Here is a 22,390-nt window from a genome sequence, read left to right as displayed (position 1 = left end):
TGCTCATTCTAATGGTCAGACAAAATCTTTAACGATTTTACGCACCGAACGATGATAAAAAGGCAACTGCAGGTTGTCTTTTACCGCATCAGCCGGATAGCCAAAAAGTCCGAACTTATTTCCTTTGCTTTGACTTATGACAACGATGTGTTTTGGCTGCTCGTTTAATTTTCCGTGTAATGGATCAATTACCGGTACCAGATAACGGCCTAATTTAATTAATCCAACTTTGCGATTATCCCGGTAAACTATTTTATCGAACACCGGATTATCCAAAATGGCGTACACCGCAAATTTAGGGATTTGAATAGGAATGTTTCGACAATAAAACTGCACCACCTGCAACGAATCGGTCAGTTGGCTGATACTGGAGGGTAATTGACTTTCGCTCATAACAGCTCCCCTACAAAGGTTTCCCAATCCGTGGAAAAAGTCCTGCTTTGTTTTTGATGTTGTTTCATCCGCCATTTAATTGGTGGACAAATTAAATATAGCAACACCAGACAAAAAGGAAATAATTTATTTGTAACTGATTGAGTTACGCCACTAAATAATAATTAAATTATTATTAGTGCTATTTACTTTATCTGCCATTACGCCAGTTTCATTACATTTTTTAACTATTAAAAACTGCGCTTTTAGAATTAAAAGTTCAGATAAAAAGGCTGACAAAGCGTTTTAAATGCGTCGCTGTAAACGCCCTCATTGTCTCGTACGATAAGCTCTGCAACTGGCTTATCCATGAGATAGTCTGTGCCGCTGCCTGCATCACTGTTCTTCTTCAGGCACCATAGCTGACAGTAAGGCGCTTTTTCAGGTGTGGCTTTAACGTTAACGATCGCCACCAGCTGCATACACTGCTCTTTGATTAGGCCCATTACTGTTTTTTCGGCACCCGACGGCAACACAAAATAAAACCGGCCACTGTCCGTAAGTAAGTTCGCGACACCGGTAAAAAGTGACGCCAATGGCAAACTTTGTTGTTGGCGGGCGGCAGTTCGGGCCTTATCTCGTTGCTGGTTATCAGCGTTGTGAGCGGCTGACGGGGTAAATTCGAACCAGGGTGGATTGCTGATAATCAAAGAGAAGCGTTGTTTTGTGGTGCGCTGCCAGCTTGTAAAGTCCGCATGGATAACCTGAATTTTATCCGGCCACGGCGACGCCGCCACATTTTCCAGCGCCTGCTGCGCTGCCGGTTCATCCAGTTCCAGTGCCGTTATCTGACAATTGTCATCACTTTTTTGCGCCATCATCAAACTTAACAGCCCGGTGCCGCAACCAATATCCAGTATCTGTGTCGCGCTTTCAGGTTCACACCAACTGCCCAGCAACATACTGTCGGTGCCGACTTTCATGGCGCAGTGTGCCTGTTGCACCACAAACTGCTTACATCTAAACACCGGTTTACGCCCAATACTGTTGCGTTATCATTTGCTTCGCCACCTGAATTGCATGAACCGGACGATACCTGCGCAATGGCCCTGCCATCAGCGGGGCAATCAGCCTGCCAACTATAATACCGAGGCGCTCACCGGGGCGAAATTCAGCACGCTCCCCCAGTAACAATGAAGGCTGCACGGGTGCCGCACGCAACCGGGGAAGTGCCGCTATAGCCTGCTCTAACTCGCCTTTGACTTTTAAATAAAAATTACCGCTGTTGGCATCGGCACCAACCGAAGAAATCCAGACAAAACTCTGCGCTTGCTTTTGCATAGCCAGTTTGGCGGCGTGCAGTACATAGTCGTAGTCCACCCGCTTAAAGGCATGCTGACTGCCAGCTTTTTTAATGGTAGAACCCAGGCACACATATACATGATCCGCGCTAAATAAGTGCGCCTGTTGTTCCAGATGTTCATATTCAACTGTCTGCAACTGCAGCTTTTCCGGGTAGGTTGAAACCAGCTCATCTGCTGGCAGTGGCGAGCGCAACAGGCATATCACTTTATGGTATCTGACATCCTCCAGTAACAACGTCAGTAAGTGCTGACCTACCAATCCTGTTGCACCCAGTAACAAAGCGGTTTTGTGGTTTTGTGCTGGCATGTTATAAACTACGCTTCAAATTAATGTATTACCGGCTCAGCGCAGTATTTTTGCCATTTTGATTGTCAAAACAACAACTAAAAGACAACGCCTGCCAAGCCATGAATGAATTTGCCTACAGGATACTCTGAAGCATGAAAAAACTCACTCTGCTTTCCAGCATTCTCCTTTCCGGTACATTGGTACAGGCTCAGGAACCAGAAAAACTTAGCATTGAACGCATTTTTGCCTCCCCCGCACTGGAAGGCACCGCCCCCAGTAAACTGAAAGTCTCTCCGGATGGTCAACGTGTTACTTTCATTCAGGGTAAAGTCACTGACTACGAACGTTATGATCTGTGGGAATACAACGTTGAATCCGGAAAAACTCAGTTGTTGTTTGACGCCGACAACTTACACAGTGGCAAAGAAGAACTATCCGATGAAGAAAAAGCCCGCCGTGAGCGTCGACGTGAATATGGTACCGGCATCATGGAATACGAGTGGTCCAGTGATGGTAAGGCACTGTTGTTCCCGCTGGCGGGAGACGCCTGGTATTATCCGATGGGCAGCGACAAAGCTCAGCAAATACTGGAAACCGATAGTTTCGAAACCGACATTAAAATCTCCCCTAAAAACACGTTCATTTCGTTTATTCGGGAACAAAACCTGTTCCTGAAAAACATCACAACCGGTGAAGAGACCCAGGTGACCCGTGACGGCGGTGATGCCATTAAAAATGGTATGGCGGAATTTGTTGCTCAGGAAGAAATGAATCGCATGACAGGGTACTGGGTTTCCCCTGACGAATCCAAAATCGCGTTTATTCGGGTGGACGAATCACCGGTAGACATTATCACCCGTACGGAGATTTACGCCGATAACGTGAAAGTGGTAGAGCAACGTTATCCCAGAGCCGGAACACCCAATGTTACGGTAAAACTGGCAATTTATGACATCGCGTCCGGAAAAACTGACTGGGTAAATCTGGGCGACAATCAGGATATTTATCTGGCTCGCGGAAAATGGCTGAACAACAGCCAGCAATTCAGTTTTCAGCAGCAAACCCGCGACCAAAAACAATTGCAGCTTAAAGTGGTGGACACCAGCAGCAATAAGGTTTCGGTACTACTGACAGAGTCCAGCCCGACCTGGATCAACCTGCACGACGACCTTTACTTTCTGAAAAAGCAGGACGCCTTTGTCTGGGCCTCAGAAAAGGATGGTTTTAAACACCTGTACCTGATGGACAATACCGGCAAACAGTTGGCACAACTTACACAGGGTGACTGGGTGGTGGACGAAGTAGCCGCCATCGATGAAAAAGCGGGGGTAATCTATTTTACAGGACGCAAAGACACACCGGTAGAACGTCACCTTTACAGCGTCTCATTAAAAGGTGGGGATATCAGTAAAGTCAGCCAGCGTACTGGTTTCCACTCCATTGCTTTTTCCAAAGACGCCAGCATTTATGTGGATGACTTTTCCAGCATCAACACGCCGCCACAGGTTAGTTTACACAAAGCCAGTGGCGAACAGCTCACCTGGTTGAAGGAAAATGCTGTGGATGAAAACCACCCGTTAGCCGCCTATCAGGAACAATGGGTTAAACCTGAATTTGGTACCCTGAAAACCCAGGATGGTGTCACGCTGCACTACAGAATGTGGACACCCAAACAGATTACCGGCAAGCACCCGGCCATCGTTTATCTCTACGGTGGACCAATCGCCCAGGTGGTACAAAATCGGTGGGGTGGCAACCGTGGTCTGCTGATGCAGCATTGGGTGGATAAAGGTTACGTGGTATTCAGCGTGGATAATCGCGGCTCAAATTACCGTGGTAAAGCCTTTGAAGATCCCATACACGAACGCATGGGCGAAATTGAAGTTCAGGACCAGGTAGCTGGTGTGAAATTCCTGCATACCCTGCCCTATGTAGATAAAGAGAAAATCGGCGTATATGGCCATAGCTATGGTGGCTACATGACCCTGATGAGCATGTTTAAAGCAGCCGACTATTTTGCGGCTGGTGTATCCGGTGCCCCGGTAACCGACTGGCGTTTATACGATACGCATTACACTGAGCGTTATATGGGTAACCCCACCAGCAACCCGGATGCTTACACCAAATCATCAGTATTTCCCTATGCTGAAAACCTGAAAGGCGATTTGCTGATCTATCACGGCATGGCTGACGATAACGTACTGTTTACCCATTCCACCATGCTGTACAAGCACCTGCAGGATTTAGCCGTTCCCTTTGAAGTGATGGATTATCCCGGCAAGAAACACAGCATTCGCGGTAAGCAAACCGGTATACACCTGTACAACACCATTACTAATTTCTTTGATCGTAACCTCAAATAGATTTTACTTTTTCAAAGCACACAAAGGGTTGCCACGCGCAGCCCTTTTTTATACCGCTCACCTCAAGGTTAAATGCAATAGCGGGTTACATGGACACCCACAACAAACGATGGGTAGTTGCTATAGCTGCTCAAAAAATCCCTTCAATTCGAATACTCTGGCGGGCATTTTTGAAATTCGTTAAGGGGGAGTCCTGTTTTCCTGTCTTTCACCTAAAAGCAAGTTAAAACGGTTAAAATTAATCCCCAAACTTTGTCATCCCTGATTGAAGATAGGGTGTGCAGATAACCTGTTGGCCTGTAGGACATTGGCCATAAAATGCTGATCTGGACGTTATTGCAACGGGCTTAAACACAACCAGGACTGGCGCGAAGCCATTGGCTATCAGCCAGGTGGATTTATCAGAGTGAATCGGATTCACTGAATAACAGAGGGCATTGATTGGCGTGGTTTAAAACACCCAAAATAGCACTAAAAGCGGAATCGTTGCGATGCCGGCAAGCGCCCTGAACGCCTTTCATCCTCCAGCCTTTGTGCAATTTTGGGTTTGACTATTTCCACAATTTTGGCTTTTTCTTCATTGCTTAAAAAACGCCAATTATTGACCTCCTCTCTTTTGCGAAAGCACCCCAGACAAATGTCATCATCGTCAAATCGGCACACTGCCTGACATGGATCAATGGGGCGGTTAATGGGAGTTTTCATAGCCAACTTTCGCAATTAAAGAATCGATACCAACGGGATTTTAACACATAACAGCTGTCAGTGATCACCTCTGACCAACAGCAAACACCGGGTAATCAGGGTATATTTATTGGGCAGTGTATACGTTTTATTGGTAGAGGGCATTATGAAAACAGTAAACTATTCAGTGTCAAAGTGGCGTTCCAAAGTGGATTGGTGGTTCTTCACTGCAGTGACTTTATCCGTGCCTGGCGCGTTGCTTGCCTGGCCGATGCTGCAAAATCAGGGTTTTAGCCTGCAACCTGCTGATATCTTTACCGCATCAGCAATTAGTGTGCTTATGTTTGTGATTATTCGCTTTTCTGCCTGGCCGTGTGAATACACGTTACACCAGGACAGGCTGGAAATTAAATGTGGCAAATTACTGTACAAAACCATCTATTATTCCGACGTGCAATTGGCCAAAAAAAGCTACAACTGGTTTGTGGCCCCCACGTTGTCATTTTCGCGTATTAAGATCTTTCACAGTGGCTCTTATACATTTATTTCACCGCGCAACCGCCGCGCATTTATTCAGGAGCTAAAACAACGCTGCCGCAATTTCCATCACCTTGATCACGAGCAGCACAGTGAAATGCATAATTTGGTTTCAGTAAGATAAGCGAATTGAGACGAGTACAATCCGGATGAGGCCAGGCTCATCCGGTATAATTGCCGATTACTGCCCTGCCTGCGTGTTACCCGCAGAGGGTTGTTGCACGATAGCCGGTTTTGCCACGTTCTGGCTTTTGATGTCAGACACTTCCTGTTTCAGAGACTCAAGCGCATCAATGCGTTCAATTAAGGCTTCAATGCGCAAGGCAACCGTGGCAACCTGATCACCCATATCGCGGATCTGTTGCTCTGACGCAGCACGCTGTTTCACTACGGACTCCAACGAACTGTTGATTTCTTTGGCGCGATTCAATTGCTGATTTACCTGTTCCTGAATTACCGCCATGGTGGTATTGGAATCAGAAACATCCGAACGCAACGCCGTTAAACTGGCTTTTTGGTTCTTAAACTCGTTATTGGTCTGAGTTTGTAGCTCTTTGATTTCCGTCTGGTTTCGTCGCCACGCCGAGGCCCACAACTTATCCATTTCCTGCCACAACACGTCGGTTTTATCTTTTAAATCGTTCACCTGAACCCGTAAGGCAACGGCAGACTGATCCAGCTCTTCGCCGGTAGCAGAGATTTTACGTTCCAATTCGAAGATACGTTCACTGGCGTTGTCCAGCTGGTTCGCCGTTTTTTGCTGCAAGGTGTAAAGCCAGTAACTGCCACCATAACCGCCCAACGCTAATAATAAAACAAACACTACCAGTCCACCTGATGATTTAGCCGGTGGTGGATTATCCTGAGGAGTTTCTGGTTCTGGTTTCGTCTTCTGCGCAGCACGGGTTCGCTGAAAAGAATCTCTGTCTTCTTTCTCCAGAACAATTCTGGGCACATTATCAAATTTATCTGTCGACATACCTTCTCTCGACAAGCCTGTATAGCGGCTTTGACTACTAAATTAGATGAGCATTATACTCTATATAGTTAAACCGCATATTAACGTTTATTACCTGCAGTTACCAACATCATATGATGATCAATTGTGGCAACATTAAGGCAAGCTGTTTCACAATGTGAATACACCGTAAATTATGTTCAGCGTTGCCTGGGTTATATGATAAGTTTTCGCAATTATATTCAGCAAATTAAGGGAAACATTCTGTGTTGGATCATCAGGCGATCATCACTGCCTATCAGCGCATTAAACACAAAGTACACCAGACACCGGTTGTTGAGTCGACATTACTGAATCAATGGCTGGGTCATCGGCTCTTATTCAAAGCAGAATGTCTGCAAAAGACCGGGGCTTTTAAGTTTCGAGGGGCCACCAATGTACTGGCGAAACTCAGTGAAAACAACGAATTACCGCAGCAGATAGTGGCCAATAGCTCTGGCAACCACGCTCAGGCTATCGCCTATGCCGCGGCTACGTTTAACATACCCGCCAGCATTTTCACCATTGCCTCCGTCTCTAAAGTAAAGGCCGCAGCCACTGAGGCCTATGGTGCCAGGTTACACAAATTTGCCAGTCGTACAGATGCGGATCAGGCGGTACAGGAGGCTGCCCAACAACACGGCACCCTGTGGATCCCGCCCTTTAATCATCCGGATGTGATTGCCGGCCAGGGCACGGCCTGCTATGAAGCTTTGCAGCAGATCAATGCTCAGGTTGATGCGGTTTTTGCCCCCTGTGGTGGTGGCGGATTGTTGTCAGGCACCTTGCTGGCCGCCAAAGGCATTGACGACAGGATTCAGGTGATTGGTGCCGAACCATTGAACGCCAACGATGCCGCATGTTCTTTACGCAGTGGTAAAATCGAGACCTTACCGGGGCCACCCGATACCCTTTCTGATGGCGCTGCGACACCTGCTGTGGGTAGCCATACCTTCCCGATTTTGCAGCATTGTGATGACTTCTACGAAATTGCCGAGTCGCAAATCGCGTACTGGACACAATGGTTACAGCACTTACTCAAACTGCATGTAGAACCCACCAGCGCAATGACCATGCAAGCCGTGATGAACTGGCTACGCAAAGGCCGGTTCAGCAATCCCCAAACCTGTCTGGTTATATTATCCGGCGGTAATATAGACCAGGCTAAAATGGCGCAAGTTTGGCAAGAGGACTACCTTGCCCGGTTACCGGGAAGTGCCGAACAACAATCCCGCTAAGCTCAATCCCTTCAGGTTGAGCTGAAAACGAACTCAAAACTCACACACAATCCGCCATGCTCACGGTTGTACAAACGCAGTTTTCCGCCGTGGGCGGCTACAATTTCGTTACACAACGCCAGACCTATGCCTGAGCCTTGTTCCTTCGTCGTGTAAAAAGGCAGCAGTGCCTGTTGTAGTTCATCTGGTGATAATCCCGCCCCCCGGTCAAACACCAGAAACGTCAGCTTATTTGCCTGTTGCGTCAACCGAAACCCAATGTCCTGCTCTTCAGAGCCTGATTCTCTGGCATTTTTCACCAGGTTAATTAGCACCTGCTCAATTTGCGACACATCAAAGTGTGCAGCTTCGACAGTAATGTCCAGCTCACAGTGCACGGACAGCAGTGTCTTTAGATGTTCAAAAAACGGCTTTAACTGCACCCGTTCTTTGTGGGGCGGAGGCATTTTTGCGAACTGAGCATATTGCTTGATAAACGCACTGAGATGTTGGCTGCGCCGCTCAATGGTTTCCAACACGTCATTCAGCATATGCAGATGTTCAGGTTGCGCCAGAATACGCCGCGCAGAACTGGTCAAAGAAGCAATGGGGGCCAAAGAATTATTGAGTTCATGACTAATCATGCGGATCACGGTTTTCCACAATTCAGTTTCTTTGCGGCCCATTTCCTGACTTAAATTTTTGTACAGGTACAAACTGTGATTTTGACCGTTGAGCATAAACTGTTGAAAGTTAACGTTAAACACCATGGTTTGATCGTCTACTTTGTAGGTCACCAGGCCATCCTGAAGGCTATGAGTGGCTTGCTGTAGCGCTTCCGGCAATAATGCGATCAACTGGCTAATGGCAAAGCCTTCCGGGGATTTATTGGCATTCAACAGCTGTTTTGCAGCGTGATTGCTGTACACCACTCGCTGCCGATTATCCGTCAGTAACATCGCTACCGGTGTTGATTGAATCAAGGTGTCCAGCAGTAGTTCCCGCTGAAATATGTTCATTCGTTCGGCCCGCAAAATACCGGCCACCTGATTATAGAGACTGACAATATCTTCCACTTCCCGATAGCCATTTTTGTGAATGCTCAGGCTAAAGTCATCCTCCTGAAAAGCACTGACACCATCATTAATGGCCTGTAATACATCGGTCAGCGGACGCAATAATTGTTGCAATAAAATCGCCATTGTAAGTATCACAACAAGGGTCAGTGCAAGGGTCCACAACACCGGCTCCGCAAGGTACTCTGAAATGTAGACAGTGCCGGCGAAAAACAGCGTTAACAGCAAAGCAAGCGGCAGCAATAAGTGTCTGTAGAGGGATTTTTTCATCAGCGCTTAGTTTTCATCAATGCCAAATTTTTTCATTCGCCGGTACAAGGCCGATCGGCCAAGTCCTAATAATCGGGCGGCATCTGAAATCACCCCACCGGCTTCGTCAATAGCGCGCCGAATGTCATTGGCATTGATTTCGTCATCTTTGCTGGCATCTATTTTCAAGGGTTGCTGCAACTCCAGACCAAGATCTGACACCTTGATCAACTGGTTCTGACACAACAAGGCCGCTCTTTGCATCACGTTTTTCACTTCCCTGACATTGCCGGGCCAGTGATATTGCTTTAACGCCATGACGGCCTCTTCAGACAAGGTGGCTTTGTTCGCCAGAAACAGTTCTGCCAACGGCAGTATGTCGGCCTTGCGTTTGTGTAGCGGCGGCAGATTTAGCTCAATAACATTCAGTCGATAATAAAGATCTTCGCGAAATGTACCGGCGGCAATGGCGGCCGACAGATCACTGTTGGTGGCGCTGATAATACGCACCTTAACCTTTATGTCCTCATTGCCACCAATGCGCTGAAACTCACCGGTTTCTAACACCCGCAATAATTTGATTTGTCCATCCATCGACAAATTGCCAATCTCATCCAAAAATAGGGTGCCACCGTGCGCTGATTCAAACCGCCCCTGACGCCGCTGCGTGATCCCGGTATATGCACCGGCTTCAGCACCAAATAACTCCGCCGCCATTAATTCCGGTGTTAATGCGCCAACATTAACCTTGATAAAAGGCCCGTCTTTGCAGGGCGAATTAGCCTGCAACACTTCTGCAATTTTTTCTTTTCCGGCGCCATTTGGTCCGGTGATCAGTACCGCCACATCGGAATTTGCCACCTGTGTGGTCATGCGCAATAGTTGCGCCATCGCGTCGCTTTGATAGCGAATGCCACACAAGTCAAATTGCTCAGACAGGCTATCTCGTTGACGGATACGTTCAAGGGTGTGCTGTCTGTGGGCCTGTTGCAGTTGCGCCAATTCCAGTAAATTATTGATGGTGACTAACAATTTGTCGTCATCCCAGGGTTTGCTCAGATAGTCACTGGCCCCGGATTTAACCAATTGCACCGCCGTTTCCAGACTGGTCCATGCGGTGATAAGAATAATAGGAATGTCCGAAAAATTGTCGCGAATCTGCTGAAATAACTGAATGCCCTCTTCGCCGGAGGTGTGATTTTTACTGAAATTCATATCCTGGATCACCAGGTCAAACGGTGATGAGTTCAGCGCTTCTAAGCCCGCTTTTGCTGTAGCAGCATGATGGGTATCTATGTCATTCAGGTGCAGCAGCACCCCGATAGCCTTAGCAACATCCGCGTTGTCGTCTATGACTAAAACCCTGGCTTTCATTCAGACTCCCTATATGGTGTTTATCATTATAATAAAAGGCCGTTCGCATCTGACGGCCTTTGACAGCTTGTGTTAACTGCCCCGGGTAACAATAGCCGGTGGCACTTTGACTGCCCGACGCCCGGGGAGCCAAACCGCCACCACGTTGATGAACCACAGCAGCAGGGCAATAACCATCAGCAATACTAAATCTAAGATATTTTGCTGTTCCATGGTGGACAACTCAAAGCTAAAAAACAAGGTAACCACCGTACCCAGCAACAACCCGGCGAAGGTAATGATACTATTTTCTGTCAGGAAGTAGGCCATAATGTCGCTTTTTCTGCCACCCAGCGCACGCCGAATACCAATTTGTTTACGCCGTTGATTAACCTGAAATGAAGTAAAGCCGGCAATGCCAAATGAGGTTATCAGCACCAGCACCAGGCTAATCACTAAAAAGGTTAACGCCCGGCTGCCACGGCCGTCGTACATGCGTTTTTGGATGCGCGATAGACGCTCGTAAACCGCCAGATAGCGCCCCTGTTCCTGATAGAAAACGGTGGCGATATCTTCCAGTTTTTGCACTGCCAGACCGGGTGTCATGCGCAATAAATAGTGAGGCTCAGCCGCAAATTGCCAGGATGAACGCGGCAAGATCATGGTCTGATAGGATTTCCCAAAATAATTGAGTGTTTCACCGTTCATAAAATCGCTGTATATGCCCACAATTTTAACCGGGTCACTGCCCTTGTTGAGCCACACTGTTTTGTCCAGCGCATTGCCATTGTCAAACAGGGCTTTTGCCATTGATTGGCTGATCATCACTTCACTGTTTTTTGCATCCGGGTCAGCAATCACATCAGAAAAGGTAAAAGCCCGCCCGGCTATCAGAGTCAGATCCAGCACTTTCAGCAGTTTCTCATCGGCACTGAAGATGTTGGTTTTATAGGACTGTGCCTCTTCTTCCACTGACAGGTACACATCGCGCACAACCTCGGCCGCAAAGGGTACCTGATCCGTTGGCGACACCGCCTGCACGCCATCTATTGCCTGCAACCTTTGCAGATCATGCTGTACCGCTGCGGCAACATTCATGTTGGGATCGTAAAATCGCGGTGTTACCCGAATGATGTCATCATGCGGAATACCGGAAGGTAAATTCCATTCTTTCAGCGTGGCTGCGGCTAACAACACCGACAGGCTCAATACCGCCATGGTGAACGCGATTTGTAACACCATGATCGAAGCCATAAACTTGTTTTGCTTCAGACTCAGGAGAATTGATTTAATTTCCACGTGGTAACTCCTTATTCTGCTTTTAATTGAGTGGCAGGCGAGATATTGCAGACGCGCCAGATAGGGTACAAACTTACCAACAGAGCACACAAAATACTGGTGAGAAACGCCTCGCCGATCAGTAGCCAGTTAAGCTGGTATTGATGGGCAATACTTTGTGCCGTGATGGTATAGTCCACCGCATAAAGACGAATATTAAGCATGCCCCAAAGGCCAATTTTGGACACCAGTATTCCCAGCAAGCCGCCCATAAATCCGATCAGAACCACTTCCAGAACATATTGATAAATAATGGTGGTTTTACGTGCCCCTAACGCCCGGCGCAAACTTACTTCCCGGCTTTGACGAATAAACTTTGCCAGTAAGATGCTCACTGCATTCAGCAGGCACACAGCAAAAAACAAACGGGAAATCATTTTGAAAGTATTGATGTAACCGTTGCGATTACCATAGTAATTCACCTGGTCCTGCAAATGAGTGACATACATTTGCGGCTCTCTGGGAAAGCGGCCCAGGGCTTTTTGCGACTCTATGTAATTGCCTAATTGCGTTTGGTAGGTGGCTAACTGTTGATCCGGGATTTCGGCCCAAAAGCTTATCCATGAACACTCAGAATTTAACAATCGCTGTAGGTTTTCTGTGCGAAACTGAGGATTATCCTGGGTTTCGACAGACCAGCAGTTGAATCTGGCGTTGCGCGGTAAATCATTGTTCAGAGCAAAGCGATATGGCACAAAAAACTCGTGTAAATAGCCCGGCGCAAAACTGCGATCATAAAAGCGTCGGGTAATGGTCCAGTCCGCCATGACGCCAATAACTTTCAGATTCAGGGTATCTATCCTGAGCAGCTGACCCACACTGTTTTCACCACCAAATAAACGATCATTCATGGCGCGGCTAATCACGATAACACCGGCTCCACTGCTATCCTCCTCGCTTCCCCAACCGCTACCATAAATAAATGGGGTTTCAAACATGCTGAAGAAATGGCTATTGGTGGCCAATATTTCGGAACGAATTGCCGGTACATTGTTGTCCAGCACATTGATAACGCCATTGGTATTCCAGTTGAGCGAGGTTGTGACTCCCGGAATCTGCCATTGCTGCAGGTTCATGGCATCTTTGTAGGTGGTATCCACCATACTAACTTGCTCGGTGATGGGCTCGGCTGAGGCCTCGCGGCTATCCACCTGAATCAGAAACAGGTTCTCACTTTTGTGGGCAACCGGCACACTGCTGTTGTAAAACGCCATCGTTTGTACTGTGGTATATAAACCCAATCCGATTGCCAGAGTTAGGATCACTAAAAAGGTTAGCCCAGGTCGCTGCTGCAAACTTGCCAGCGCCAGAGACAGGTTATATCTGAACATCATGCTCTCCTAGGCTCGTTTTACAATGTCATCTGCAACGCTATATTCCAGATCACTGACCTGACCATCAAAGATTTGAATATTGCGATGAGCCCTGCGGGCCAGTTTGTCATCGTGAGTAACCATGATAATAGTGGTGCCGCTTTGATTAATTTTCTCCAGCAACTCCATCACCTGTTGCGCCATCAGTGAATCCAGGTTTCCGGTTGGTTCATCCGCCAACAAAAACTTCGGCTCACCTGCAATCGCTCGCGCAATGGCCACTCTTTGCTGCTGACCGCCGGATAACTGTGTTGGCAGGTGCTTAGCCCGGGAAGCCAGCCCCACGGTTTCCAGTGCCTGCTCCACTCTTTGCTTGCGGTCAGCCTGAGACAAACCGCGATAACGCAAAGGCACCTCGATGTTTTGATACAAAGGCAAATCGGCCAACAGATTAAAGCTCTGAAAGATAAACCCGATCTTTTCATTTCTAAGGTCAGAAAGCTGATTATCATTCATACCACGGACGTTTTCGCCATCCAGGTAATAATCGCCTTCTTCAAAGGTTTCCAGTAACCCGGCAAGATTGAGAAACGTTGTTTTACCTGAGCCCGAAGGCCCTGTAATCGCCACAAATTCGCCGGCTTTGATATGTAAGTCCACTTTACGCAAGGCGTGTGTTTCAATCAGCTCGGTGCGATAAATTTTGCTGACGTTTTCCATTTTTAACATGATGCTTTCCTCTTAACTTAATGACGCTTAGTTATTCAAATACAGTTGGCTTTGCTCGCGAAACTGAGCGGTATTGGAAATGATGACGGTGTCACCTTCTGCTAACCCCGACAGTATCTCTACCTCGGTGATACTGCGGGAACCAAACACCACAGGTTGTCGATAGGCATTATCACCATTGACCCGGTAAGCAAACCGCGCTCCCCCGGATTCAAGAAATTCGCCGCGTTTGATCTTCAGCACATTGCTTTTAGCTTCGATTAAGATACGCGCGCTGACTTTTTGATTTTGTCTTAGCTGTTGCTCTGATAGCTGACTGAAACGGATACGGCCTTCTACCTGGCCTTCACTCACTTCGGGTGAAATGGCCACCAGCTCGCCAGCCAGGACACTACCATTGACGTTGATCTCAGCCTGCAAACCTACCCCTAAATCGTCAGCAAAATTTTCCGGAATAGCGGCTTCGATCTCCAACACACTTAAATCCACGACGGTGATTAGCGCAGTGTTAACCGCAACATTGTCTTTTTGTCGCACATAAACACTGCCAATCACGCCATTGGTTGGAGAGGTAAGGGTTAGTTGCGCAATCTGACGATTGAGTTCATCCACAACATGCTGCTGCCTGGCCAGTTGCGATTGCATCCCCTGTAATTCCAGCGCGAGATTTTCTTCCTGAATGTTGTAGTTTTGCTGTGCGTGCTTATGGACCAAAGACGCCTTTTTAAACGCAGCGACTTTTTCCTCATACTCTCGTTGACTGATCAGTGAATCAGTCACACTGATCTCAGCCCGTTGCTTTTCTACGTTAGCCGAATCCAAATTGACTTCCGCCACTTCTATCGCCTGTTGGTTATTTAGCTGAGCACTTTTGATCTGAATATTTTGTCGCCCCACTTCCAGTTTTAACTGCTCCAATGTTGCCAGCTCCTGCGCCAGGCGATTTTTTAACTCCGGGCTGTCCACCAAGGCCAATGTTTGCCCGGCGGTAACCTGATCACCGGCTTTAACCGATAAGGTCACAATGCCCCCGGAATTGGCATACAGGGTTGGGCTATTGGCCGCGACAACGCGCCCCTGAACAGCAATATCGCGCATCAGATCGCCACGCACCACCTGTGCAAAACGCAACCGCTCGGTATCGACAGACATATCTGAGGCAAACAGTTGGTTGAATTTATTCAGGCCGGTCAGCGTTGCAGCCACCAGCGCCAGAGCAATTCCCACCGGTGCCCCGTATTTGCGAATTGGCGAGGAGCGCTTTGCTATTACCCGGTCCTGACCGGACGTATCTCTTAACATTACTAATGGTCCTGTTTTACGGTTCAGGCCGCACCAGCAGCCCGCAAAAATTCAATACATCGCTTTCAAAGCAAAAACAGGGCCAAAACATAAGACAATGATTTTATTGAATTATTTCCATTTTACAGGTGGGCGAACACCCTATGTGTGCGTTCAGGTGTTCGGGCGAACAGGCAAAATAAGAAGGGGGGCAGAGAGGGTTATGACTGTTGCGGAAAACTCACGCATTCGGCCACCATATAATGGCAATCAGATAACCCGCCGGGGATTTCCTCCGGGTAAGTCTGGCATTTAAAACCACACCGCTGATAAGTGTGCAGGGCCACTCTGTTATAAGGAAAAACAAAAAGCGAATAACCGCTGGCCTGTTGGGTTTTACCGGCACGGTCGGCGAGTGCCATAAGCAGGTGATAGGCGATGCCATGGCCACGTCTGAAAGGTGACACCGCCAACCGTCCGAAATGATGACGCCCCAGGCGCACATAATATTGACCAAATGCCACGACTTCATCACCATCAAGCAGAACATAACTGGCCAAACTATTGAGTTTAATCTGCAGTGCAAATGCCTCATCATCCGTGGTCAGCGTTAAACCGGGACCTCCCCAGGTCAGCAATGCCCGCTCAGTTTCAAACCAGTTGCGAACACAAGCGATGTGACGTTGTGTGGCCGGAATCAATCTGTAGCTTTGCATCTTTTTTTCACCTAAACTGAGGGCATCAATCGACTAAACACGGAGTGTGTCATGACGCGCCATCATAACCTTAATTATATCGAAATTCCCACCCGCAACATTCAGGCCAGTAAAACCTTTTTTACTGAGGTGTTTGACTGGGCCTTTACTGATTATGGCGAAGCTTATAGCAGTTTTACCGCACAAGGCATCGATGGTGGTTTTTTCAGTGCAGAACAGACCGTTTCCACTGCCACTGGTAGCCCTTTGCTGGTGTTGTACAGCAACAATCTGGAGGCCACACAAAGCGCTGTAGAACAAGCCAAAGGTCAGATTATTCAAGCAATTTTTGCTTTTCCCGGAGGACGCCGTTTTCATTTTACCGATCCGGCAGGCAATGAATATGCGGTTTGGTCAGAATAAGCTGAATTAGCACAATAATACCCAATTATTAGCCGATTCTTACTTTGCATGTTTCGGCTATTACACTTATGCTGGCGGCAAATACGTTAAGGGTAAAACTCAACCTCGTTATGCTGCCAAAGTTATCTATTCTGATTATCGAAGACGCGCCGGATTTGCTGGAGCAAATTCACACCAGTATCACTGATTCTATCGACCATTTTGATCGTTCTGATATAGACTTAACCGTGTTGCAGGCCAGCAATGTCAGCGAGGCACTACAGCTGGTGAATACCGATGGTGACATACAGGCCGTTATTTTTAGTTGGGATACCACCGTAAACTGGGAAGAGATAACCCCCGATCAGCAAGGCAAAATTGCCAACAATTCTGCAGTAATCGATGCAATCAAGGCTATTCGTATAGAGTTACCTGTCTATGTTTTAGGCGATGCCATAAAAGGACTTGAAATCATCGATCAGACCTCCGGTGTCGAAGCCTTTTTCTATCGCAACGACATCATCACCGATCCGGAGTCGATATTGGGTTACATCATCAATGACTTTGATGACCGCAGTGAAACCCCCTTCTGGACCGCCTACAAGGATTACGCGGTGGAAGCCAATGACTCCTGGCACACACCCGGCCACAGCGGCGGCGCCAGTTTTCGACATTCGCCCTTTATCAGCGATTTTTATCGCTTTTTTGGTCGCAATGTATTTGTCAGTGATTTATCGGTCAGCGTTGATTCCTTAGGCTCTTTATCTGACAGCACACACGCTATTGGCAAGTCACAGGAAAACGTGGCCAATACCTTTCACGTCAGACATTCCTATTTTGTCACTAACGGCTCATCCACCTCGAACAAGATCATATTGCAAACCCTGTTGCGGGAAGGCGATGAGGTGATCGTGGACCGCAATTGCCACAAATCTGTGCACTACGGCATCGTCCAGGCCCGGGCCATGCCCTTGTACCTGGACAGCAAGTTAAATGCCGAATACGGTATCTTCGCCCCGCCCTCTCTGGCACAGATTAAATCTATGCTGGAACAACACAGCAACGCCAAATTAATCGTACTGACTGGTTGTACGTACGATGGTATTTTAACCGACATTAAACAAGTGGTAGACATGGCCCACGCGCGCGGAGTGAAGGTATTCATCGACGAAGCCTGGTTTGCCTATTCGCTGTTCCACCCGGATTTTCGTCACTATTCAGCGATTGCCGCCGGCGCTGACTATGTTACTCACTCTGCCCATAAAGTGGTTTCTGCCTTTTCACAGGCCTCTTATATCCACGTCAACGACCCGGATTTTGACAAAGACTTCTTTAAAGAAGTGTATAGCATCCATACCAGCACCTCGCCGAAATACCAGATCATTGCTTCGCTGGATGTGTGCCGCAAACAGCTGGAAATGGAAGGCTTTAAGATCCTCAACGAACTGCTGGACAACGTAAATCAACTGAAGCAGCAGGTCAGTCAGTTTAAACGGATCCGTATTCTGAATCCGGCCGACTTTAAAAAGATGTTCACCCATTTTGAAACAGATAACCTTGGGCATGATCCACTGAAAATCCTGCTGGATATTTCAGCACTGGATTATTCTAATCAGGAGATTCATCGCTTCCTGATGAATGAAGTGGGCCTGGAAATCGAGAAGTTCACCCACAGCACCATTTTGGTATTGCTGACCCTGGGTGGCATGCGCTCTAAAATTGTACGCCTGTACAACGCCCTGAAGAAGCTGGACTCCGGCTCGGTGTCACTAAACAAGAGCAAACGCAAAAGCGTGTTACCGGCTGCAATCCCACCCATTAATTTGGTGACCCTGCCTTCAGACGCCTTTTTTAGTCAGCGGGAATCTATCGCCTGGCAGGACAGTGTCGGTCGCATCGCTGCCGGGTTAGTAACCCCCTATCCGCCCGGCATTCCGTTACTGGTGCCAGGACAATTAATCGAACAGGATCACATTGATTACATCAAAGCCTTGTCCTCACAAAAGCTCACCATTCAGGGCTTATACGATGGCGAACTTTATGTGCAAAAAGACAATGGAAAAGACACTCGTTAGTTAAATCAACAGAATGACATTGGCCCACTTTGTGTTGCTTAAATAACCGTCGCAGCAGTGTTCAAAGTCCATACACATCTGGCCCTTTCGCGAAACAAGCTGATAGCGCAGACAAAACCTGAAGATTGGCAACCAGGATATGTCTGAGGTTTACAGTGGGTCAAAGTCATAGCCGACCAGCGTTGAGAAGTAGCGCGCTTTAGAAAAAAGCACAAAAGTGAGCTTGCGCTCCCTTAGCGCACCGTTACTGCCCTTTATACAGCGTCTTAATCCAGCGCTCGGTAGGGATAAAATTCCAGGACCAGCTGTCCCATTTGCTATCCAGCCCTTTCGCCACGGCTTCATCCATAGTCATTCCGGCGTCTTTACGGGCTTTGATTTCTTTTGCTGTCACCTGCAGCATTTGCAAAGAGTTTTGCAGATCCTGACGATTTGCCAGTGCGCCGTGTCCGGGAATAATCTGCGTATTTTCATCTGCGGCATCAATCATGGCCTGTAAGGTATTCATATATCCCTGCACTGTGCCGCCCCCATCAAGGTCGATGTAGGGAAACCAGTTTTTAAACAACATGTCACCGGCATGAATAATGTTTTGTTTTTCGAACCAGACAAAACTGTCGCCATCGGTGTGACTGGCGGGAACGTGTTTGACGTGAATGGTATCGCCATTAAAGTGAAACTTAACGCCTTGCTCATAGGTCACTACCGGTAATGCGCTTCCGGACACCTTTTCGTCGCTAATCAGACGCATTCTGACATTGTCGTGGGCAAAAATGGTAACGTCTTCGTTATCCTTAAACCAGGCATTGCTGCCGGTGTGATCGCCGTGATAATGGGTGTTGATCAGATACCGAATTTTGCTGTCGGAAATAGATTTGATGGCATCGCGGATTTTCGGTCCCAGTTCTTCAAACTGATCGTCAATCACCAGTACGCCATCGTCTCCGGCAGAAACCCCGATGTTGCCGCCAGCGCCGGATAGCATGTGGACGGATTCAGATAACTTCGCCGCTTTAATTTCAACATTTTCAAATCGGTCATGGGCCGAAGCCTGACCAATTACTAAGCCTGCCAACACGGCTAACACTGTTTTTTTCATAATGCTTCCTGGTTGTTTGCCAGAACCTGTTGCCCTGTAATTTACCACCTGGGGTAACACGCTCTGAAGTTGGGTATGAATTTTGCGATTTTTCCGCGAATTTATGTATAGTGGCAAACTGGCTGAAGTGATCAACTAAAAAATAACAATAAGGTTTGACTACATTGGGAATATCTCTGGGGAACTTCAACAATAAAAGCGCCGGTGCGTTGCTGCTGTTATCACTCGTCGCTGCCATATACTGTTTTATCGCCGTTCCGCCCACCTGGAAAGAACAACAACTCCGCTACGATTTGTATGAAAATAGCAAAGGGCAAACAGTATATGTCGAACGCGGTAAAGAAGTGCAGATTGAAGCACCGATAGCCCGCTCACTGTCACCGTTAAACCAAACCGCACTGAACCAATTGCAGGGTGCCCCTGACTTACAATCTCAGTGGGTGTATGAGGATGAAGATCCGGAAAAAATACTGCTACTGAAAGCCGATTATCATCTGGGTCTCTGGTCGTTACTGCCTGCACTGGTAGCGATACTCATGTGTCTGTTGACTCGAGAACCGGTGGCGGCCTTGCTCAGTGGCATACTGGTGGGCGCCATTATCCTGGGTAAATTTGATATAACCGGAGAGGTGCTGATCCCCAGTGTCGGAACAGACAATGCCGCCAGTATCTTAATTTTGTATTTGTGGTTATTAGGTGGCTTGTTAGGCATTTGGTCTAAAACCGGGGCAGCTCAAGCCTTTGCCGAATACATGACCCGACATTTTGTTAAAGGCCCTCGCTCTACGAAAGTCATCGCCTGGAGCCTGGGCGTTTTGTTTTTTCAGGGCGGCACCATGAGTACCGTACTGGTAGGTACTACGGTAAAGCCCATGGCTGATAAGGCCAACGTCAGTCACGAAGAAATGAGTTACATCGTAGACTCCACGGCATCACCGATAGCCTCACTCATTGCCTTTAACGCCTGGCCTGCCTATGTACAGGCACTGATTTTTGTGCCCGGAGTTACCTTTCTGGCCACCGAAGCCGACCGCATCAGCTTTTTCTTTAGCAGCATTCCCTTTAGTTTTTACGCCATGTTGGCCATTACCGGCACCCTGTTGGTTAGCCTAAATCATTTTCAGTTGGCCGGAAAACCGCTCAGAAAGGCATGGCAACGCACACAGGCCACCGGCGAGTTAGATGCGCCATCAGCAAAGCCCATCAGCGCCAAAGAGTTACATCAACCGCAGTTGCCACAAGGCTACCGGTCTTCACCACTGGAATTCATCTTACCCTTAGTGATGCTGCTGGCTGTGGCGATTCTTACCTTTGTATTTTTAGGTACCCCTAAAATTCACTGGGCGTTTGGCGCGGCGCTGGCATTGTGCCTGGCAATGGCGCTGGTCAAAGGCATGACCCTGGGGCAAATCATGGATGGCTTTGGCAATGGTCTGAAAGGTGTTGTAGTGGCCTCAGTGGTGCTAATGCTGGCCATTACCATCGGCGGCATCAGCAAGGAAATTGGCGGCGGCCTGTTTTTGGTGGATTTGTTAGGTCAACAACTGCCCTTTTGGGCGTTGCCGGTAATATTGCAATGTATGACCATGCTGATCGCTTTTTCCACCGGTACCAGTTGGGGGACGTATGCGATCGCATTTCCGCTGGCGATGCCACTGGCCTGGGCAATTGCGCAATCGCAGGGACTGGCTCATCCGGAAATCTTTATGATGATATGTTTTGCCACTGTGTTAAATGGCAGTGTGTATGGCGATCAATGTTCACCGATTTCCGATACCACGATTCTAAGTGCGATGACAACCGGTTGTGATTTGATGGACCACGTCAAAACTCAAATCATTCCGGCGACTATGGCTGCCGGTGGCGCTGCTGTTTTATGGACACTGTGTACGCTGGTGTTTGCATAGCGTCAGCACGAGGTAAAAGTCACAATCAGGTACGTTACTGATGCGCGATGGCAATTGACAAGCCAGTTACAACTAGCTATGTTACCAATTAGTAAAAAAGGCATTACCAATTTATAGTTTTAGACTATTATTTAAACTGCTCTTTGTTGCCACAAAATTACCCTATGTCAGGTTTTATGTGGCCAAAGTGAATGTTGTCGCTAAATGGTTAATTATTACCAATAAAGAAAAGAGATCTCTCAAATGAAAAGTCGTCGTCGCTTCTGGACAGTGGTTGATAAACTCGAATCGTTAATAGAGCAAGGTGAATACGCCGCTGGCAGTCGCTTACCCGCTGAACGGGAGTTAGCAGAAGCATTTGACGTCAGCCGCCCCACCATTAGGGAGGCGATTATAGCTCTTGAAGTGCGCGGTAAGGTAGAAGTTAAAACCGGCTCCGGCGTGTTTGTTACCGATGCGGATGAGTCTGACAAACTATTAAAAGAGATCAGCGCTTTTGAACTAACCCAGGCCAGAGCCCTGGTTGAGGCAGAAGCGGCTGCACTGGCGGCAGCCACAATATCAGAAGAAGAGTTAAATCGCCTTGCGCAGGCACTGGAAGACATGAAAGTCATGGAGACGGCAGAAGAAGCCGATATGCGTTTTCACGAAATAATTTCCAAAGCCACCCGCAATAGCGCGTTGTTACTGTCGGTTAGAAATTTATGGGAGTTGAGACGCACCCGGCCACAAATTATTGCCGCTTATCAGGATGTTTGTTCGCAAGGTATTGAACAACGACTTAAAGAACATACCGCCATCTATGAAGCGATTGCTAAACGCGACTCATCCGCAGCCAGAAAGGCCATGCACGATCATTTTAATCGTCTTATTAACGCGTTATTTGATGCCAGCGAGAAAAAAGCGCTGGAAGAAATTCGCAGAAAAACCAGCGAAACCCGCGGCCTGTATTCAATATCTCATTTATCTCAATAGCCTCGCCGGTGCAGCGCTCTGAGTAATGGGCGCCGTTTCTTCAGTTCCCCCATTTCAGGCAAAAAAATAGCAAGC

General features: G+C 47.7%; 20 protein-coding genes. 7 read left to right on the top strand and 13 right to left on the bottom strand.

Annotated features, from left to right (window positions below):
- Nucleotides 1-15: 15 nt before the first annotated feature.
- From LJ740_RS07415 to LJ740_RS07405, 3 genes are all read right to left on the bottom strand, one after another.
- Nucleotides 16-393: a hypothetical protein gene (locus LJ740_RS07415; protein ID WP_229528437.1), complete on the bottom strand. Its 378-nt coding sequence runs from the start codon at nucleotides 391-393 to the stop codon at nucleotides 16-18.
- A gap of 251 nt (nucleotides 394-644) precedes the next feature.
- Nucleotides 645-1,400 carry a tRNA1(Val) (adenine(37)-N6)-methyltransferase gene (locus tag LJ740_RS07410; RefSeq protein ID WP_229528436.1) on the bottom strand — a complete coding sequence of 252 codons (756 nt, stop codon included), beginning with the start codon at nucleotides 1,398-1,400 and terminating at the stop codon, nucleotides 645-647.
- Nucleotides 1,401-1,404: 4 nt separating this feature from the next.
- Nucleotides 1,405-2,043 carry an NAD(P)H-binding protein gene (locus tag LJ740_RS07405; protein WP_229528435.1) on the bottom strand — a complete coding sequence of 213 codons (639 nt, stop codon included), beginning with the start codon at nucleotides 2,041-2,043 and terminating at the stop codon, nucleotides 1,405-1,407.
- Nucleotides 2,044-2,177: 134 nt separating this feature from the next.
- Between LJ740_RS07405 and LJ740_RS07400 the strand changes: the two genes are divergently transcribed.
- Nucleotides 2,178-4,388, top strand: a complete 2,211-nt coding sequence (locus LJ740_RS07400; RefSeq protein WP_229528434.1) for a S9 family peptidase — start codon at nucleotides 2,178-2,180, stop codon at nucleotides 4,386-4,388.
- 471 nt (nucleotides 4,389-4,859) lie between these two features.
- Here the strand turns inward: LJ740_RS07400 and LJ740_RS07395 are convergent, their stop codons facing one another.
- On the bottom strand, nucleotides 4,860-5,093 hold the full coding sequence (locus LJ740_RS07395; RefSeq protein WP_229528433.1) for a DUF1289 domain-containing protein: 234 nt from the start codon (nucleotides 5,091-5,093) through the stop codon (nucleotides 4,860-4,862).
- A gap of 145 nt (nucleotides 5,094-5,238) precedes the next feature.
- Between LJ740_RS07395 and LJ740_RS07390 the strand changes: the two genes are divergently transcribed.
- A complete protein-coding gene (locus LJ740_RS07390) occupies nucleotides 5,239-5,733 on the top strand; it encodes a PH domain-containing protein (RefSeq protein ID WP_229528432.1) in 495 nt (164 codons plus the stop codon).
- A gap of 57 nt (nucleotides 5,734-5,790) precedes the next feature.
- Here LJ740_RS07390 and LJ740_RS07385 read toward each other — a convergent pair whose 3' ends face one another.
- The gene (locus LJ740_RS07385; protein WP_229528431.1) at nucleotides 5,791-6,588 is read right to left on the bottom strand and encodes a hypothetical protein; all 798 of its coding nucleotides are present in this window, start codon (nucleotides 6,586-6,588) and stop codon (nucleotides 5,791-5,793) included.
- A 245-nt stretch (nucleotides 6,589-6,833) separates the two neighbouring features.
- Between LJ740_RS07385 and LJ740_RS07380 the strand changes: the two genes are divergently transcribed.
- Complete coding sequence (locus LJ740_RS07380) at nucleotides 6,834-7,844, top strand: serine/threonine dehydratase (protein WP_229528430.1); 1,011 nt, start codon at nucleotides 6,834-6,836, stop codon at nucleotides 7,842-7,844.
- Nucleotides 7,845-7,855: 11 nt separating this feature from the next.
- Here LJ740_RS07380 and LJ740_RS07375 read toward each other — a convergent pair whose 3' ends face one another.
- The 7 genes from LJ740_RS07375 to LJ740_RS07345 all read right to left on the bottom strand — a co-directional run bounded on the left by LJ740_RS07375 (nucleotide 7,856) and on the right by LJ740_RS07345 (nucleotide 15,878).
- Nucleotides 7,856-9,169 carry a sensor histidine kinase gene (locus tag LJ740_RS07375; RefSeq protein ID WP_229528429.1) on the bottom strand — a complete coding sequence of 438 codons (1,314 nt, stop codon included), beginning with the start codon at nucleotides 9,167-9,169 and terminating at the stop codon, nucleotides 7,856-7,858.
- A 6-nt stretch (nucleotides 9,170-9,175) separates the two neighbouring features.
- A complete protein-coding gene (locus LJ740_RS07370) occupies nucleotides 9,176-10,522 on the bottom strand; it encodes a sigma-54-dependent transcriptional regulator (protein ID WP_229528428.1) in 1,347 nt (448 codons plus the stop codon).
- Between the two features lie 72 nt (nucleotides 10,523-10,594).
- Nucleotides 10,595-11,800, bottom strand: coding sequence for an ABC transporter permease (locus LJ740_RS07365; RefSeq protein WP_229528427.1), 1,206 nt, complete (start codon nucleotides 11,798-11,800; stop codon nucleotides 10,595-10,597).
- An 11-nt stretch (nucleotides 11,801-11,811) separates the two neighbouring features.
- Nucleotides 11,812-13,170, bottom strand: coding sequence for an ABC transporter permease (locus LJ740_RS07360; protein ID WP_229528426.1), 1,359 nt, complete (start codon nucleotides 13,168-13,170; stop codon nucleotides 11,812-11,814).
- A 9-nt stretch (nucleotides 13,171-13,179) separates the two neighbouring features.
- On the bottom strand, nucleotides 13,180-13,881 hold the full coding sequence (locus LJ740_RS07355; protein ID WP_229528425.1) for an ABC transporter ATP-binding protein: 702 nt from the start codon (nucleotides 13,879-13,881) through the stop codon (nucleotides 13,180-13,182).
- 27 nt (nucleotides 13,882-13,908) lie between these two features.
- The gene (locus tag LJ740_RS07350; protein WP_229528424.1) at nucleotides 13,909-15,183 is read right to left on the bottom strand and encodes an efflux RND transporter periplasmic adaptor subunit; all 1,275 of its coding nucleotides are present in this window, start codon (nucleotides 15,181-15,183) and stop codon (nucleotides 13,909-13,911) included.
- Nucleotides 15,184-15,383: 200 nt separating this feature from the next.
- Nucleotides 15,384-15,878, bottom strand: coding sequence for a GNAT family N-acetyltransferase (locus tag LJ740_RS07345; RefSeq protein ID WP_229528423.1), 495 nt, complete (start codon nucleotides 15,876-15,878; stop codon nucleotides 15,384-15,386).
- Nucleotides 15,879-15,929: 51 nt separating this feature from the next.
- On the opposite strand from LJ740_RS07345, the gene LJ740_RS07340 reads away from it, so the two are divergent.
- Nucleotides 15,930-16,280: a VOC family protein gene (locus tag LJ740_RS07340; protein WP_229528422.1), complete on the top strand. Its 351-nt coding sequence runs from the start codon at nucleotides 15,930-15,932 to the stop codon at nucleotides 16,278-16,280.
- A 110-nt stretch (nucleotides 16,281-16,390) separates the two neighbouring features.
- Nucleotides 16,391-18,334, top strand: a complete 1,944-nt coding sequence (locus LJ740_RS07335; RefSeq protein ID WP_229528896.1) for an aminotransferase class V-fold PLP-dependent enzyme — start codon at nucleotides 16,391-16,393, stop codon at nucleotides 18,332-18,334.
- Nucleotides 18,335-18,578: 244 nt separating this feature from the next.
- Here LJ740_RS07335 and LJ740_RS07330 read toward each other — a convergent pair whose 3' ends face one another.
- Nucleotides 18,579-19,433 (bottom strand): MBL fold metallo-hydrolase, encoded by an 855-nt coding sequence (locus LJ740_RS07330; protein WP_229528421.1) that lies wholly within the window; start codon nucleotides 19,431-19,433, stop codon nucleotides 18,579-18,581.
- A gap of 155 nt (nucleotides 19,434-19,588) precedes the next feature.
- Here LJ740_RS07330 and LJ740_RS07325 point away from each other — a divergent pair, with 155 nt between their 5' ends.
- Both LJ740_RS07325 and LJ740_RS07320 read left to right on the top strand, forming a co-directional pair.
- Entirely contained in the window at nucleotides 19,589-21,340 is a 1,752-nt protein-coding gene (locus LJ740_RS07325; protein WP_229528420.1) for a Na+/H+ antiporter NhaC family protein, read from the top strand.
- A 243-nt stretch (nucleotides 21,341-21,583) separates the two neighbouring features.
- Nucleotides 21,584-22,315 carry a FadR/GntR family transcriptional regulator gene (locus tag LJ740_RS07320; RefSeq protein ID WP_229528419.1) on the top strand — a complete coding sequence of 244 codons (732 nt, stop codon included), beginning with the start codon at nucleotides 21,584-21,586 and terminating at the stop codon, nucleotides 22,313-22,315.
- Nucleotides 22,316-22,390: the final 75 nt, after the last annotated feature.

Origin of the sequence: Planctobacterium marinum (assembly GCF_020687805.1) — a bacterium.
In the GTDB taxonomy this organism is placed as follows: Bacteria; Pseudomonadota; Gammaproteobacteria; order Enterobacterales; family Alteromonadaceae; genus Planctobacterium; species Planctobacterium marinum.
This window is presented reverse-complemented; position numbering and strand designations above follow the sequence as displayed.

Excerpts from the sequence above, each read along its gene's own strand:
- LJ740_RS07415 (WP_229528437.1), bottom strand. The coding sequence starts at position 393 with ATGAGCGAAAGTCAATTACCCTCCAGTATCAGCCAACTGACCGATTCG.
- LJ740_RS07405 (WP_229528435.1), bottom strand. The coding sequence starts at position 2,043 with ATGCCAGCACAAAACCACAAAACCGCTTTGTTACTGGGTGCAACAGGA.
- LJ740_RS07400 (WP_229528434.1), top strand. The coding sequence starts at position 2,178 with ATGAAAAAACTCACTCTGCTTTCCAGCATTCTCCTTTCCGGTACATTG.
- LJ740_RS07395 (WP_229528433.1), bottom strand. The coding sequence starts at position 5,093 with ATGAAAACTCCCATTAACCGCCCCATTGATCCATGTCAGGCAGTGTGC.
- LJ740_RS07390 (WP_229528432.1), top strand. The coding sequence starts at position 5,239 with ATGAAAACAGTAAACTATTCAGTGTCAAAGTGGCGTTCCAAAGTGGAT.
- LJ740_RS07385 (WP_229528431.1), bottom strand. The coding sequence starts at position 6,588 with ATGTCGACAGATAAATTTGATAATGTGCCCAGAATTGTTCTGGAGAAA.
- LJ740_RS07375 (WP_229528429.1), bottom strand. The coding sequence starts at position 9,169 with ATGAAAAAATCCCTCTACAGACACTTATTGCTGCCGCTTGCTTTGCTG.
- LJ740_RS07370 (WP_229528428.1), bottom strand. The coding sequence starts at position 10,522 with ATGAAAGCCAGGGTTTTAGTCATAGACGACAACGCGGATGTTGCTAAG.
- LJ740_RS07360 (WP_229528426.1), bottom strand. The coding sequence starts at position 13,170 with ATGTTCAGATATAACCTGTCTCTGGCGCTGGCAAGTTTGCAGCAGCGA.
- LJ740_RS07355 (WP_229528425.1), bottom strand. The coding sequence starts at position 13,881 with ATGTTAAAAATGGAAAACGTCAGCAAAATTTATCGCACCGAGCTGATT.
- LJ740_RS07350 (WP_229528424.1), bottom strand. The coding sequence starts at position 15,183 with ATGTTAAGAGATACGTCCGGTCAGGACCGGGTAATAGCAAAGCGCTCC.
- LJ740_RS07345 (WP_229528423.1), bottom strand. The coding sequence starts at position 15,878 with ATGCAAAGCTACAGATTGATTCCGGCCACACAACGTCACATCGCTTGT.
- LJ740_RS07340 (WP_229528422.1), top strand. The coding sequence starts at position 15,930 with ATGACGCGCCATCATAACCTTAATTATATCGAAATTCCCACCCGCAAC.
- LJ740_RS07335 (WP_229528896.1), top strand. The coding sequence starts at position 16,391 with ATGCTGCCAAAGTTATCTATTCTGATTATCGAAGACGCGCCGGATTTG.
- LJ740_RS07330 (WP_229528421.1), bottom strand. The coding sequence starts at position 19,433 with ATGAAAAAAACAGTGTTAGCCGTGTTGGCAGGCTTAGTAATTGGTCAG.
- LJ740_RS07320 (WP_229528419.1), top strand. The coding sequence starts at position 21,584 with ATGAAAAGTCGTCGTCGCTTCTGGACAGTGGTTGATAAACTCGAATCG.